This is a genomic window from Streptomyces lydicamycinicus (assembly GCF_000829715.2).
GTDB classification, from domain to species: Bacteria; Actinomycetota; Actinomycetes; order Streptomycetales; family Streptomycetaceae; genus Streptomyces; species Streptomyces lydicamycinicus.
This window is the reverse complement of record NZ_BBNO01000007.1, coordinates 298,805-312,555: the sequence shown is the minus strand read 5'-3', so window position 1 is coordinate 312,555 and position 13,751 is coordinate 298,805. Positions and strand designations below refer to the sequence as shown.

Annotated in this window: 12 protein-coding genes; 6 read left to right on the top strand and 6 right to left on the bottom strand. The window is 71.8% G+C overall.

Going from position 1 to position 13,751, the window contains the following annotated elements; genetic code table 11:
- Positions 1-2: 2 nt before the first annotated feature.
- Genes TU31_RS23825 through TU31_RS23815 form a run of 3 tightly spaced genes read left to right on the top strand, consistent with a single transcriptional unit; the run spans position 3 to position 6,513 of the window.
- A complete protein-coding gene (locus tag TU31_RS23825; protein ID WP_042158101.1) occupies positions 3-1,292 on the top strand; it encodes a glycoside hydrolase 5 family protein in 1,290 nt (429 codons plus the stop codon).
- Entirely contained in the window at positions 1,289-3,382 is a 2,094-nt protein-coding gene (locus TU31_RS23820; RefSeq protein ID WP_042158099.1) for an endo-beta-N-acetylglucosaminidase, read from the top strand. Before TU31_RS23825 ends, TU31_RS23820 begins: the two co-directional genes overlap by 4 nt.
- A gap of 50 nt (positions 3,383-3,432) precedes the next feature.
- Complete coding sequence (locus TU31_RS23815; RefSeq protein WP_042158098.1) at positions 3,433-6,513, top strand: alpha-mannosidase; 3,081 nt, start codon at positions 3,433-3,435, stop codon at positions 6,511-6,513.
- 55 nt (positions 6,514-6,568) lie between these two features.
- Here TU31_RS23815 and TU31_RS23810 read toward each other — a convergent pair whose 3' ends face one another.
- Entirely contained in the window at positions 6,569-6,874 is a 306-nt protein-coding gene (locus tag TU31_RS23810) for a hypothetical protein (protein ID WP_042158096.1), read from the bottom strand.
- 197 nt (positions 6,875-7,071) lie between these two features.
- On the opposite strand from TU31_RS23810, the gene TU31_RS23805 reads away from it, so the two are divergent.
- Positions 7,072-8,097 (top strand): alpha/beta hydrolase, encoded by a 1,026-nt coding sequence (locus tag TU31_RS23805; protein ID WP_042158095.1) that lies wholly within the window; start codon positions 7,072-7,074, stop codon positions 8,095-8,097.
- A 113-nt stretch (positions 8,098-8,210) separates the two neighbouring features.
- Complete coding sequence (locus tag TU31_RS23800; RefSeq protein ID WP_042158094.1) at positions 8,211-8,405, top strand: antitoxin; 195 nt, start codon at positions 8,211-8,213, stop codon at positions 8,403-8,405.
- A gap of 149 nt (positions 8,406-8,554) precedes the next feature.
- Here the strand turns inward: TU31_RS23800 and TU31_RS23795 are convergent, their stop codons facing one another.
- The 4 genes from TU31_RS23795 to TU31_RS23780 all read right to left on the bottom strand — a co-directional run bounded on the left by TU31_RS23795 (position 8,555) and on the right by TU31_RS23780 (position 12,220).
- Positions 8,555-8,758: a cold-shock protein gene (locus TU31_RS23795; RefSeq protein ID WP_006601696.1), complete on the bottom strand. Its 204-nt coding sequence runs from the start codon at positions 8,756-8,758 to the stop codon at positions 8,555-8,557.
- A gap of 292 nt (positions 8,759-9,050) precedes the next feature.
- On the bottom strand, positions 9,051-10,313 hold the full coding sequence (locus TU31_RS23790) for a D-alanyl-D-alanine carboxypeptidase family protein (RefSeq protein ID WP_042158093.1): 1,263 nt from the start codon (positions 10,311-10,313) through the stop codon (positions 9,051-9,053).
- Positions 10,314-10,441: 128 nt separating this feature from the next.
- Positions 10,442-11,317: an endonuclease I family protein gene (locus tag TU31_RS23785; RefSeq protein ID WP_042158092.1), complete on the bottom strand. Its 876-nt coding sequence runs from the start codon at positions 11,315-11,317 to the stop codon at positions 10,442-10,444.
- Between the two features lie 276 nt (positions 11,318-11,593).
- Positions 11,594-12,220, bottom strand: coding sequence for a class I SAM-dependent methyltransferase (locus TU31_RS23780; RefSeq protein ID WP_042158091.1), 627 nt, complete (start codon positions 12,218-12,220; stop codon positions 11,594-11,596).
- A gap of 156 nt (positions 12,221-12,376) precedes the next feature.
- Here TU31_RS23780 and TU31_RS39205 point away from each other — a divergent pair, with 156 nt between their 5' ends.
- Complete coding sequence (locus tag TU31_RS39205; RefSeq protein WP_181018651.1) at positions 12,377-12,805, top strand: hypothetical protein; 429 nt, start codon at positions 12,377-12,379, stop codon at positions 12,803-12,805.
- Here the strand turns inward: TU31_RS39205 and ligD are convergent.
- Positions 12,779-13,741, bottom strand: coding sequence for a non-homologous end-joining DNA ligase (ligD, locus tag TU31_RS23770; RefSeq protein WP_042158090.1), 963 nt, complete (start codon positions 13,739-13,741; stop codon positions 12,779-12,781). The two genes, TU31_RS39205 and ligD, sit on opposite strands and share 27 nt — an antisense overlap.
- Between the last annotated feature and the right edge of the window lie 10 nt (positions 13,742-13,751).

The window sequence follows — 13,751 nt, the reverse complement described above, 5'->3', positions numbered from 1 at the left end:
CCATGCGCTTCGGTGTCAACTACACGCCCACCCAGGGCTGGTTCCACCACTGGCTGGACTTCGACCTGGATTCCGTACGCGCCGACCTCGACTCCCTCGCCGGCCTGGGCCTGGACCACATCCGGGTCTTCCCGCTCTGGCCGCTGTTCCAGCCCAACCGCACGCTGATCCGGCCGCGCGCCGTGGAACAGCTGGTGCAGCTCGTGGACGCCGCGGGCGAACGCGGTCTGCACGTCAATGTCGACGGGTTGCAGGGCCATCTGTCGAGCTTCGACTTCCTGCCCGCCTGGACGCGGACCTGGCACCGCCGCAACCTCTTCACCGACCCCGAGGTGCTGTCCGGCCAGGAGGAGTATCTGCGGACGCTGGCGGCCGCGCTCGCCGACCGGCCCCACTTCCTCGGGATGACGCTCGGCAACGAGTTCAACCAGTTCTCGGACCGGCCGCACCCTGACCCCGACCGGATCACCGACGAGCAGGCCGGGGCCTGGCTGGCGCGGATGCTGGCCGCGTGCGAGCGGGGCGCGCCGGGCCGGATGCATCTGCACGCCGCCTACGACGCGGCCTGGTACCGGGACGGGCATCCCTTCACCCCGGCGCACGCCGCCCGGCTGGGCGCCGTCACGGCCGTGCACTCCTGGGTCTTCAACGGCACCGCGCAGCGGCACGGTCCGACGGGTACCGCCACCGAACAGCACGCCGCCTATCTCATCGAGCTGTCCAAGGCGTGGGCGACGGACCCGCACCGCCCGGTGTGGCTCCAGGAGGTCGGCGCGCCGGCCCCGCACATCCCGGCGGCGGGCGCGGCGCGGTTCACCGAGGCCACCGTCACCGCCGCGCTGGACTGTCCGGACGTCTGGGGCGTCACCTGGTGGTGTTCGCACGATGTGCCGCGGTCGCTCGCGGACTTCCCCGAGCTGGAGTACGGGCTGGGGCTGCTCGGCAGCGACCGTACGCTCAAGCCGGCCGGGCGGGCCCTCGCAGCGCTGATCGCGGAGCAGCGCCGCCGCACACACCGGCCGCCGGTCCGCGGCACCGCGCTGACCGTCGATGCCGGCGGGGCCGAGGCCGCACCCCGCCGCTCGGTGTGCGCCCCCGGCGGTCCGGTCTTCGAGGCCTGGGCCGAGCTCACCGCCCAGGGGGCCCGCCCCGCCCTCGTACTGTCCGAACTCGCCACTGACACCGCGCATTTGACGTCACGTGGCATCACCGAGGTCCGCACACCCGAGGACGTCGGACGGCCCCGGCGCCGCTCGTCACCGGCCGTCCCCCACCGGAGGAGCACCTCATGAACCGGCAACCGTTCCCCGTCTCCCGCCGCCGGGTGCTGCTGGCCGGGGCGGGCACCGCGGCCGCCCTGCTCGGGCCGTCCCCCGGGGGTGGTGCGGCGGCGGCCGCCGGACCGCCCGGGGCCGGCGCCGCGGACTCCTTGCAGCCCCATGCCTCCTACTGGTTCCCCGACTCGCTGCCGTCGGGCACCCCGGGCGACGGCATCACCTGGCGGAGTCTGGCGGCCTGGACGCCCGCGACCGACCGGGATCTGCCGTTCAACACCGCGACGGTGCCGCTGGCCGAGCGGTTCACGCCGGTCCCGGCGAACACCACCGCTCGCGCCGGGCAGGCCCGGATCAGTGCGCTGGCGGCCTTCGACCACACCGCAGGCAATCCGTCGCAGGGCTCGGCCACCGCCGACTACTACGCACCGACCCACTGGGCCTACCTTGATGAGCTGGTCTTCTGGGGCGGCTCGTCCGGCGAGGGCCTGATCCTGGCGCCGAACGCCCCGGTCGTCGATGCCGCCCACCGCAACGGGGTCCCCGTACTGGGCACGGTCTTCCTCCCGCCGGTCGCCTACGGCGGGCAGCTGCGCTGGACCCGCGATCTGGTGCGGCGGGACGCGGCGGGACGCTTCCCACTGGCCGCGAAGCTGGTGCAGGTCGCGCGGGTGTACGGCTTCGACGGCTGGTTCCTCAACGCGGAGACCGGTGGCGGCGACGCCGCGCTGGCCGCCGAGATGCAGGCGTTCCTGCGGGCCCTGCGTACCGCGGGCGCCCGGCACGGTCTGCGGATCACCTGGTACGACGCGATGAACCGGACCGGGCAGGTCGGCTGGCAGGGCGCGCTCGACGAGCTGAACCGGCCGTTCTTCCAGGACGGTGCCGGGCCGGTCGCCGACTCGATGTTCCTGGACTTCCGGTGGACCGCCGGGCGGCTGGCGGACTCGGGGCGGCTGGCGGAGGAACTCGGACGCAGCCGCTATGAGTTGTGGGCCGGGGTCGATGTCGAAGCGGCGGGCTGGGACAGCGTCACGGACTGGGAGGCGATCCTCCCCACCGGGCGCGACCATGTCGTCTCGTACGGCTTCTACCGTCCCGAGTGGACGCTCAGCCATCTGCCCGCGGGGCGTACGCCCGGCCGGTTCCATGCCGCGGACGACCGGTTCTGGTGCGGCGAGGGACTGGATCCGGCCGGGCCGGGCGGCACGGGCGACGGCTGGCGGGCACCGGCCTCCGCCGTCGCCGACCGTTCGACGCTCACCGCGCTGCCCTTCGCCACCACCTTCAACACGGGGCACGGCCTGCGCTGGTACGAGGACGGTGCGGCCACCTCCGACACCCCCTGGAACCACCTCGGGCTACAGGACCGGCTGCCACCGAGACGCTGGGCCATACGCACCGAGGGCCGGCGCCCGGAGGTGTCCTTCGACTTCGCCGACGCCTGGCGCGGTGGCAGCAGTCTGCTGGTGCGGGGCGCCCTCGACCGGCCGGCCACCCTGGACCTGTTCCCCGCCCGGCTGCCGGCCGGCGCCGCCACCGTCCTCGACCTCACCCATCGCCTCGACCCGTCGTCGGGGCCGGTGACCGTCGAGGTGGCCGTCGCACCGCGGGACGCCCCGGCACCGGGCGAGCCCGCCCCGTACGTCCATCTGCCGGCCGGGACCCTGGAGCCGGGCGACGGCTGGCGCACCCTCTCCGTGCGCCTGGGCGCCCTCGGCACCGGGACCCTGTATGCCCTGGGGGTGCGGCTGACCGGCCGGGGTGGCGCGGCGGTGGCCTGGCGGCTGGGGGCACTCGCGGTCCGCGACGGCGCCGCGTCCCCCGCTGCGCCGAGCGGGCTGACGGTCACCGGCACTGCCGCCGCGGACGGGGCGACCGCGGTACGGCTGAGCTGGCGGCGCGCCACGGGCCCGGTGCGCCACTACGAACTGCATCGCCAACTCCCGTACGGGCGGCGGGAGTTCCTCGGTGGCACCTGCGGCACGGCGTACTACGTCGCGGGCCTGCGGCGCGCGGGGCACGAGCCGGCCGCCCGGCTCGAAGTACGCGCGGTGCATGAACTGTTCACCATCTCGAAGCCGTCGACGGTCCAGCTCCCCTGGTAAGTGGCTGTCAGCCCGCCGGCCCCACCTCACGACGCTACGGAGCCTCTCCCATGCATGACGACCGTGCCCTGACCGAAGCCCGCCTCAAGCGCGTCCTGGACGAGCGCATCCGGCCCGCCCTGTATCCGGCGTCGGTTCCCCTGGAGGTGGCGGCCTGGGTCGCACCGGACATGGGGGCCTCTGCCACCGGCGCGGAATCGGGAGCGCCGCAGACCATGCCGGTGGCGGAGGGCCTGACCGCCGCCCATACGCCGGTGGCGGTGGGCGACGCCTGGGGCGCGCCCTGGGCCACGACCTGGTTCAAGGTCTGCGGTGAGGTGCCGCGGGAGTGGGCCGGCCGCACCGTGGAGGCGGTACTGGACCTGGGCTTCGACGAGCGGATGCCCGGCTTCCAGTGCGAGGCGCTGGTGTATCTGCCGGACGGCAGCCCGGTCAAGGCGCTCAACCCGCGCAACCAGTGGGTGCGGGTGGGCGCCCCGGTGCGCGGCGGGGAGCGCGTCGAATGGCATCTGGAGGCCGCGTCCAACCCCGTCATCCTCGATGTCCACCCGTTTCGGCCGACGCCGCTCGGCGACCCGGAGACGGCGGGCAGCGCACCGCTGTACCGGCTGGCGCGGATGGATCTGGCGGTGTTCGACACCGAGGTGTGGGAGCTGGTCCAGGACCTCGAAGTGCTCGGTGAGCTGATGGCCGAGCTCGCGGTGGACGGCCCACGGCGCTGGGAGCTGCTGCGGGCGGCGGGGCGGGCGCTGGACGCGGTGGATCTCCAGGACGTCAACGGGACGGCGACGGCGGCCCGTTCGGAACTGCGGGAGGTGCTGTCGGCGCCCGCCGGGGCCTCCGCGCACCGGATCAGCGCGGTGGGGCATGCGCATATCGATTCGGCGTGGCTGTGGCCGCTGCGCGAGACGGTGCGGAAGGTGGCGCGGACGACGTCGAACATGACGGCGCTGCTGGCGGACGAGCCGGAGTTCGTCTTCGCCATGTCGCAGGCGCAGCAGTACGCCTGGATCAAGGAGCACCGGCCCGAGGTCTACGCCAAGGTCAAGAAGGCGGTCGCGGAGGGGCGGTTCGTGCCGACGGGCGGCATGTGGGTGGAGTCGGACACCAATATGCCCGGGTCGGAGGCGATGGCCCGGCAGTTCGTGCACGGGAAGCGGTTCTTCCTGGAGGAGTTCGGCGTCGAGAACGAGGAGGCGTGGCTGCCGGACACCTTCGGTTTCGCCGCCGGGCTGCCGCAGATCATCAGGGCGGCCGGGTCGAAATGGCTGCTGACGCAGAAGATCTCCTGGAGTCGGACCAATGCCTTTCCGCATCACACCTTCCGCTGGGAGGGCATAGACGGCACCCGGATCTTCACCCACTTCCCGCCGGTGGACACCTACAACTGCCAGATGGCGGGCGGAGAAGTCGCCCATGCGGCACGGAACTTCAAGGACAAGGGGGTGGCCCGGCACTCGCTCGCGCCGACCGGCTGGGGCGACGGTGGCGGGGGCACCACCCGCGAGATGATCGCCAAGGCGCGGCGGCTGCGCGATCTGGACGGTTCACCGAGGGTCGAGTGGGAGCGGCCCGCGGACTTCTTCGCCAAGGCGGAGGCGGAGTACCCGCAGGCGCCGGTGTGGGTGGGCGAGCTGTATCTGGAGCTGCATCGCGGGACGCTCACCAGCCAGGCGCGGACCAAGCGCGGCAACCGGCGCAGCGAACAGCTGCTCCGGGAGGCCGAACTCTGGTCGGCCACGGCAGCAGTGATGACACCACACCCTTACCCCTACGCGGAGTTGGACCGCATCTGGAAGACCGTGCTGCTCCATCAGTTCCATGACATCCTGCCCGGTTCCTCCATCGCCTGGGTGCACCGTGAGGCGGCCGCGACCTATGCGGCGGTCGCCGCCGAGCTGGAGGGCCTCATCGCCGCCGCGCTGACCGCGCTGACCGGCCCCGGCGGGGCGGAGCTGGTGGTGAACTCCGCCCCGCACGCCCGCGGCGGCGTCGCGGCGGGGGCCGTAGGGCCCGGGGGGAACGAGGGGCCCGAGGTCTCCGCCGTACCCCGCAACGGCGGCGGATTCACCCTCACCAACGGTCTGCTGCGGGTCGGGATCGACGGGCGCGGCCTGGTGGTCTCCGTGTACGACCGGGTGGCCGACCGCGAGACGGTGGCGCCCGGCGCGGCGGCGAACCTGCTCCAGATCCACCCGGACTTCCCCAATATGTGGGACGCCTGGGACGTGGACGCCTTCTACCGCAATGTCGTCACCGATCTGACGGGCGCGGACGAGGTCGTGCTCGGCGCGGTGTCCGGGGAGGCGGCGACGGTGCGCGTCACCCGGACCTTCGGTGCCTCGCGGGTGGTGCAGACACTGACGCTGGCGCGCGGACAGCGGCGGCTGGATCTCGGCACCGAGGTCGACTGGCACGAGACCGAGAAGTTCCTCAAGGCCGCCTTCCCGCTGGACCTGCACGCCGAGCGCTATGCGGCCGAGACCCAGTTCGGCCATTACCACCGGCCCACTCACACCAACACCAGCTGGGAGGCCGCCAAGTTCGAGGCCTGCGCCCACCGGTTCGTGCACCTTGAGGAGCCGGGCTGGGGCGTCGCACTGGTCAATGACGCCACCTACGGTCATGACGTCACCCGTACGGTCCGGGAGGACGGCGACCGGGGCACCACCACGACCGTCCGGGTCTCCCTGCTGCGCGCCCCGAGGTTCCCCGACCCGGAGACCGACCAGGGCGTCCACCGCTTCCGCCATGCCCTCGTACCGGGCGCCGCCATCGGGGACGCGGTGCGCGAGGGCCATCGCATCAATCTGCCCGAGCGCCGGATCACCGGCGCCGCGGCGGTGGCACCGCTGGTCACGGCCGACAATGACGCCACCGTGATCACCGCGGTCAAGCTCGCCGACGACAGGAGCGGCGATGTGATCGTCCGCCTCCACGAGGCACACGGCGGGCGGGCCGTCACCACCCTCACCACCGCCTTCGAGCCGGCCGGCGCGGTCACCACGGATCTGCTCGAACGCCCCACGGAGGACGGTCCGGCGATCGAGCGGCAGGGCAACACCCTGCGGATGCGGCTGCGCCCGTTCCAGATCGTGACCGTGCGGCTGCCCCGGGCGGGCGGCCGGTAGCGGCCGGACGGGGGCGGGGCGCTCTGACGGGGGCGGGACGCCCTGGGGCGTGGGTTTACGCCCGGGGCCCGCCCCATCGCGACCGGGCGTCCCGGCGCAGCTCCGGCCGCCGCTCCCGTCCGGAGCCGCGCCCGTTCCCCGGGCCGCCGCCACAGTCCTGCCCGCGCCCCCTCTCATGGCCGTACGCCGCCTCATGGTCCCGATCACGGCTCGGATCCAGGCCCAGCATGTCCATCAACAACGACAGGTCGTCCGCGTTCCGCGCACGGCCGGCCAGCGCCTTCCTGGCGAGCCGTCGTTCCTCGTCACACGGCACGGCGCGCGGCGCGGGGTCATCGGCACTGCGGTGTTCATCGCTCACCGCTGCATTCTCGGCCGGACCACGGGACCGTGCCCGTCGAGCGAGCCGGGGACCGCCCCGTGGAAACCGCCCGGGAGACGCTGCTCCATACGGGTGGGACGAGCCCCGCGGCCCGGCTCGCGGCAAGGGAACCCGCGGCACCCCTTTTCCCTCTTTATGAGCACTTGAACGTGATCACTCAGCCGCGGAGTCCCCCTGTGAAACGCCCCTACGCCGTCGTGCTCGCCACCGCGCTCGCCGCCTCCTCCGTGCTGCTCGCCGGCTGCTCGGACACCGGTCAGCCGGTCGATTTCAATGCCGGCGGGAAGGGCGACGGCGCCGCGCGGGCCAAGCCCGTCGACGACGACACCCTGATGCCGACCGGCCCGAAGAGCGACTTCCGTAACACCCGGACACTGGACGACGGCACCCATATAGCGCGGGCGACGCTGCACGGCCAGAAATCCGGCGTCACCGGAAGCGTCTGGGTCTGGGCGCCCAAGGAATACGGGGACCCGAAATACGCCAAGAGCGGATTTCCGGTGCTGATAGCCCTGCCGGGCGGTCTGGGCAGCCCCAAGGAACCGGGCGGGGTCACGAATTACTGGGTCGGCGGCGACATCGAGCTACAGGAGAACCTCACCCGGTGGACCGCGGAGGGCAAGAGCCTGCCGTTCCTCGTGGTGATGCCGATGCTCAACCCGGACACCCTGTACCACGACGCCAGCGACATCCCCGGCAGCCAGAAGATGGGGACCTGGCTGACCGAGGACGTCGTCCAGCTGGCCCGGGCCAACTTCCGTACCTTCAAGTCCCGCGACGGCTGGGCCTTCATGGGGTCGTCCTCGGGCGGTTTCGCCGGGCTGAAGTCGGTACTGAAACACCCGGAGAAGTTCAAGGCGGCGATAGCCAGCGGTCCGGATCTGGCGCCCGATTCGCCGTTGTGGGCGGGCCACCAGGCGGAGAAGGACGCCAACGATCCGGCGAAGCTCGCCCAGCGCCTGCTGCGGAAGGGCGGCCCGGACGTCTATCTCGCCTTCCAGGCCGGCTCCAGGGAGGGCACCAAGGTCACCGCCCCCATACACCGCTTCCGGCAGACCTACGGCAAGGGCCCGATCCACACCGCCCTACAGATCATCCCCGACGGCCGGCACAACGCCTGGGACTACCAGAAGGGCATGGCGGCCGGTTCGATCAAGTTCATCAGCGACCAAATGAAGGCCCCGGTCCCGAGCGGTTCCTGAACGGGGCGCCCCGGCGGCCGGGGCGCCCGGCGGTGCCCCTGGCGCGCGGATGCAGATCGCCTGGGAGGGGGTGATGCTGGAGTCGTGGGGGACCTTCGTGAGGAGGACGCATCATGTCCATGATGGACAAGATCAAGAGCATGTTGAAGGGCCACGAAAGCCAGACGGAAAAGGGCATCGACAAGACCGGCGACATGGCCGACGACAAGAGCCGGGGCAAGTTCAAGGGCCAGGTGGACACCGGCCAGGAGAAGCTCAGGGACGAATTCGGCGGCGGGCCGGGCCCGGATCAGCCGCCGCGGCCCTGAAACAGCGGCCCTGAACCGGCGGCGGTCACCGCCGCCCCACCGATTGCGCCGTACGGATGAGCACCGCGTGGTCCGTTCGGGCCGCGCGCCACACGACGGTGCCCGCCCCGGGGGTCGGGAGCGGGCACCGAGGGGCGAGCCGGGCGGACCTACGCCAGCCGGATCTTCTCCGCCTGGGGGCCCTTGTGGCCCTGGGTGACCTCGAAGGTCACCTTCTGGCCCTCCTGAAGCTCGCGGAAGCCCGTGGCGTCGATGTTCGAGTAGTGCGCGAAGACGTCGGCGCCGCCGCCGTCCTGGGCGATGAAGCCGAAGCCCTTCTCCGAGTTGAACCACTTCACTGTGCCGGAAGCCATATTCCGTCTCCTTCGTTCAATGGGCTCGAATCGGCTTCCGCGTGCTGCGGAACCCGGAGGTGATCGCCCTGGCCCGGAGACGCGCTACACAGCAAGGACGCCCGTGAAGGCGACACGGGCGTCCGGCACTTCGGAACCACGACAGCTGATCAGGACGCTACACCGAGCAACGCCCGGCAGGCCGCACAACCGTGACTGACGCGTCGCCCTTCACCGGGCAAGGCCATCGGCTGTCCTCCGTATTCCTGACCGATCGGATGGATGTACGACGGCCGGCGGCGCGGCTACGGCCTCAGGAGGCCCCGGGCTCGGACTCGCCGCCCCCGCTCGCGCGCGCGGTGCGCCGGCGCCGCCACAGCGCGGTACCGAGCCCGGCGGCGCCGATGACCCCGACGGCTCCGGCCGCGGACAGGAACCACCAGTACCGCGTGAACGGCGCGCCGTCGGTCTGCGCCGCGATCCCTGCCTTGTGCAGCGGCACCGGCCGCGGCCGGTGGGCGACGGGCCGCGGTTCACCGGTGAGCTCATCGGGCTCCATGACGGGAAGCACGCCGACGGCCGCGGCCCGGGGCGCCGCCTCGAAGCCCCAGTCCAGCAGGGCGCGGGTCTCCTCGTAGACGGCGTTCCGGCCGCCGGACTGCGGATTCATGAGGGTGACCAGCAGCGTCCGGCCGTCGCGCCGGGCGGCGGCGATCAGGGTGTTGCCGGCGTGGGTCGTATAGCCGTTCTTCACCCCGATCAGGCCGTCGTACGGTCTGACGCCGTGTGAGCCGACCAGCAGCCGGTTGGTGTTCTGGATGGTGAACGAGTCCGGACCGCCGTCCTGCGGGAGCTGAGCCCGCTTCGTCGAGGCGAAGTGGGCGAAGTCCGCGTTGGTCAGCCCGGCCTGCCCGAAGAGCGTCAGATCGTAGGCGGACGAGACCTGTCCCGGTGTGTCGAAGCCGTCCGCTGACGCCACCCGGGTGTCGCGGGCGCCGAGGCGGCGGGCGGTCTCCTGCATATCGTCGATCGTCTTGCGCCAGCCGCCGTTCATGCTGGCCAGGGTGTGCACCGCATCGCTGCCCGAGCTGAGGAACACGCCGTGCCACAGGTCGGCGACCTGGTAGGGCATGTCCTCCCTGAGACCGGCGAGGGAGCTGCCCGACTCGATCCCGGCCAGATCCTCCAGGGAGACGGTGTGCACCTCCCCCTGGGAGAACTTCGGCAGCACCGTCAGGGCGAAGAGCGTCTTGAGTGTGCTGGCGGGTGGCAGGGGCCGGTGGGCGTCCTTGGCCGCGAGGACCTTTCCGCTCGCCACGTCGGTCACCATCCACGACAGGGCGGTGACCTCCGGCAGCTCGGGCACGTCCGGCCGGGGCCGGAACTGCACTCCGCGCCCGTCCAGCCGGCTCTCGGCCTCGGCCTCGGCCGGGTCGGCCGTGTGGGCCGCGGGCCGCAGATCGTCGATGCCGTGCGGGCCATCGGCGACCGCCGGGGCGGGCACGGCCCACAGGCTCGCGGCACAAACAGTGGCGGCGGTAACGACTCTGACGGAGGCCCAACTCACGCTAGACATGTGGCCCACGCTAAAAACGACCGCGGCCAAGCGCTGGTTGGCCTACTCCATCCGATGCGCGAGCGCCCCGACTGCCGTAGGCGGTGGGCCGGGCCCGGCGGAATGACCACCGGGCCCGGCCGGCAGGGCTACCAGATCTCGCCGACCCATTCGGGGTGGTCGATGAACGGGTTCCTGTTGTGCTGGTACTTGTCGAATATCACCTGGTTGCGGTGCTTTTCGAAGGTGTCCGGCGGGTCCTGCTCGCTCCACTTCTTGAGGACGGAAAGCCGGCCGATATGCGGCTGGGTGCCGTTGTCGACGTTGTCATTGGGCTCCAGATCGGCGAATCCGTCGCCCCCGTCATAGCGGACGGCCATGTACAGGATCATGCGGGCGACATCGCCCTTGACCGCGTCACGGGGCTCGAAGGAGTCGTCGTCGGTGTTGTTTCCGGGCGCCTCGTCGACCTTCGTACCACCGTTGTCGAAGTCCTTGTTGCCGCGGATGCTGTTGACGGACACATCCTCCGGCCGCAAATGGTGGATATCGGTACCGGGACCGGTATCGGTGCCGAAGTCACCATGCGACTTCGCCCAGACGTGCTCACGATTCCAGTCGTCCGGGTTGCCGCCGTTGGCGTCCTTGCTCTGCGAGCGGCCGGTGTACAGCAGAATGACATTTCCGCTGTTGTCCGGGTCCTGGTCGGTTTCCTTGAGGGCGTCCCAGACCTGGTCGTACGTCAGCTTTCCGGTCTGGGTGCTGCTGATGATCCGGTGCAGCGCATCCTTGAGCGCCTTGCCGGTCTTGCCCTCGGCGTCTTTGTAGTACGTGTCGTCATACGACGTACCGTCAGCCGTGCCGGCGGACCGGGACGCATGCTGAGCAGCGGATGCGGCACGGTGCGGTGCGGCCTGGCCGGCCGTCGCATTCGCCGGAATCTGTGCGACCACCGCAGTCAATGCCGTGCCGCCGGCGAGAGCCAGCGCGATACGGGCGCGACGGGTCACGCGTTTGTTGTCCACGAGGGGTGTCCTCTCCCCGAATTGTGGCGCCGAGTCGTGAAAATGTGGGGCACGACCGGCACCGGCCGTTGGGAGCGGCCGTTAACAGCTTTCCATCGCGGTAATCACCACAGTGTGAACATCAGGGGAGAGTTATGTGTCCGCCCCGTGGCAATCACCGAATTCGCCTGAAAATACCGCCGGTTCACCAAGGACCTTGCCTCGTCGCCGAGTTGCCTGCCTTCGGCCCGCCGGGCTCGGCGACCGCGGCCGAAGTACCGGCCCCCTGCGCGTCGTTCAACGACGCGGTTTGTCCCACACCAGCGAATAGCGCCACAGCAGATGACGGCGGAAGCGGCCGCCCGGCAGACACTCCCGGGCGGCCCGCCGGACCTCGCCCCACGCCATGGCCGGGTCCAGGACCGGCATCTCCGGCGGCCCGGTCTTGCCGCCGTGGCGCCGGGCGAGGAAGCGGGCCGCGGGCACGCCCGCGCCGCTGAGGGCCCAGTCCAGGGGCGTCCGGTTCCTGGCGAGCCCGACGAGGACGAGGCGGCCGCCGGGGGCGAGCAGTTCGGCCATCCGGTGGACCGCGGCGGCGAAGTCCAGGTGATGGACGACCGCCACGGCGGTGAGCAGGTCGAAACCGCCGGACGGGGCACCGTCCGGCGTCATGAAGTCGGCCTCGACGAAGCGTGCGTTCGGGACCTGTGCACTGCGCTCGCGGGCCAGCCGCACCATCGCGGCCGAACGGTCCACCCCGGTCACCTCGCGGACCCGCCCCGCCAGCTTGCGGACCAGCAGCCCGTCACCGCAGCCGACGTCCAGCGCCCGGCCACAGCCGTCCGGCACCGCGTCGAGCACCAGCCGGTGGTAGTGCACGTTGTGGTTCCAGTACGGGTGGGGTGCTGCGTCACGGCGAGACATCCGGCCACCGTAGCGAGGACGGCGGCGCACTTTGGGCTCATCGGGTGAACCCACGCGCCCTGCGCAACCGAACAGGCGCCGCCCGGCTTCCGAAGAAGTGACAGCCGCATTCTCCGAATCCCTTGGATTCTTCGGACCGTGAGTTGTGGAGGCCCCATGGCGCACTTTCGCCCCACTCCCCCGCCGTACGGCGTGACGCCGGATTATGTGCTCGCTCCCCCGCGCCCCGAGGAACGCCTCGGCGCGCCCACGGATCCGCAGGGGGCGCCGCCCCCGTCCCATGTGGACCATGTGCTGCCGCCGCCGCGCCCGGAGGACCGGCTTCCGTTCGGCCCGCCGCAGCAGCAGGACCGGCCGTTCCTGCCCCCGCGCCCCGAGGAGCAGCGGCAGGGGCCGGTGGCCCTGCCCGATCGCCGGCGGCAGGACCTCCAGGCGGCGCTGACCGCGGCCGGGGTCGCTCCGACGGACGGGGACCTGGCCGCCCTGGCGCAGATCGCGGCCCTGGGCGACACCACGGCCGGTGCCGTCATCAACTGGCTCGGGACCGCCGCGCGCGCGTCATGGCCGCGGCCGCACGCGGTATGAGCCGCCGGCCCGGGGCTCGCCCCGGGCCGTTCCCGGCCGACGGGACGCCGCGGCCGGCAGCGGGCGGGCGTGGTCCGGGTCGAGGAGCGGGGCGAGCAGATCGCCGTACCGGGCGCAGCGGGGCTCGATCTCGTCGAAGAGAAAGGTGAGTTGCTGCGGGTCGGTGCATGCGGCGATCTCGTCCCAGGTGACCGGGGCCGAGACGGTGGGGGTGGCACGGGCGCGCAGGGTGTAGGCGACCGCGGTGGTCTTGGCGGCGGCGTTCTGGGAGAAGTCGATGAAGACCTTGCCGGGGCGCAGCGCCTTGGTCATCTTGTGCACGACCAGGTCCGGGAGGGCCGCCGCGGCCTCGACGGCGAGGCTTCTGGCGTAGGCGGTGGTCCGCTCGGACGGTGTGGGCTCGACGGGCACGATGAGGTGCAGGCCCTTGGAGCCGCTGGTCTTGGCATAGACATCGAGGCCGTCGGCGGCCAGCCGGTCGTGCAGCCACTGTGCCGCGGTGCAGCACTCCACGATCGTGGCCGGGTCGCCGGGATCGAGGTCGAAGACGAGCCGGTCGGCGACGCCCGGCGCCTGCCGGGTCCACTGCGGGGTGTGCAGTTCGACGACCAGGTTGGCGGCCCAGACGAGCGCGGGCAGGTCCTGGAGCAGGACCTGCCGGGTGGGCCCCGACCTCGAATGGGGGACCTCGCACGTCGTCACCCAGGAGGGCGTGCCGGGCGGCACGTTCTTGGTGAAGAAGCGCTGGCCGTCCGGCCCGTCGGGGTAGCGCAGGAAGGAGAGCGGCCGGTCGTGGAGGTGGGCGAGCAGCGGGCCCGCGGTGGTGGTGCAGTAGTGCAGCACCTCACCCTTGGTGGTGCCGGTCTCGGGATAGAGGACCTTGTCCAGATTGGTCAGCGAGAGGCGCCGCCCCTCCACGACGGTGATCGGCGACATACGATGAGAA

What these genes read in the sequence shown, in the direction of transcription:
- TU31_RS39205 (WP_181018651.1), top strand. Translation starts at nt 12,377, where the DNA reads ATGGCGCACTTTCGCCCCACTCCCCCGCCGTACGGCGTGACGCCGGAT.
- TU31_RS23795 (WP_006601696.1), bottom strand. Translation starts at nt 8,758, where the DNA reads ATGGCTTCCGGCACAGTGAAGTGGTTCAACTCGGAGAAGGGCTTCGGC.
- TU31_RS23815 (WP_042158098.1), top strand. Translation starts at nt 3,433, where the DNA reads ATGCATGACGACCGTGCCCTGACCGAAGCCCGCCTCAAGCGCGTCCTG.
- ligD (WP_042158090.1), bottom strand. Translation starts at nt 13,741, where the DNA reads ATGTCGCCGATCACCGTCGTGGAGGGGCGGCGCCTCTCGCTGACCAAT.
- TU31_RS23780 (WP_042158091.1), bottom strand. Translation starts at nt 12,220, where the DNA reads ATGTCTCGCCGTGACGCAGCACCCCACCCGTACTGGAACCACAACGTG.
- TU31_RS23825 (WP_042158101.1), top strand. Translation starts at nt 3, where the DNA reads ATGCGCTTCGGTGTCAACTACACGCCCACCCAGGGCTGGTTCCACCAC.
- TU31_RS23790 (WP_042158093.1), bottom strand. Translation starts at nt 10,313, where the DNA reads ATGTCTAGCGTGAGTTGGGCCTCCGTCAGAGTCGTTACCGCCGCCACT.
- TU31_RS23800 (WP_042158094.1), top strand. Translation starts at nt 8,211, where the DNA reads ATGTCCATGATGGACAAGATCAAGAGCATGTTGAAGGGCCACGAAAGC.
- TU31_RS23820 (WP_042158099.1), top strand. Translation starts at nt 1,289, where the DNA reads ATGAACCGGCAACCGTTCCCCGTCTCCCGCCGCCGGGTGCTGCTGGCC.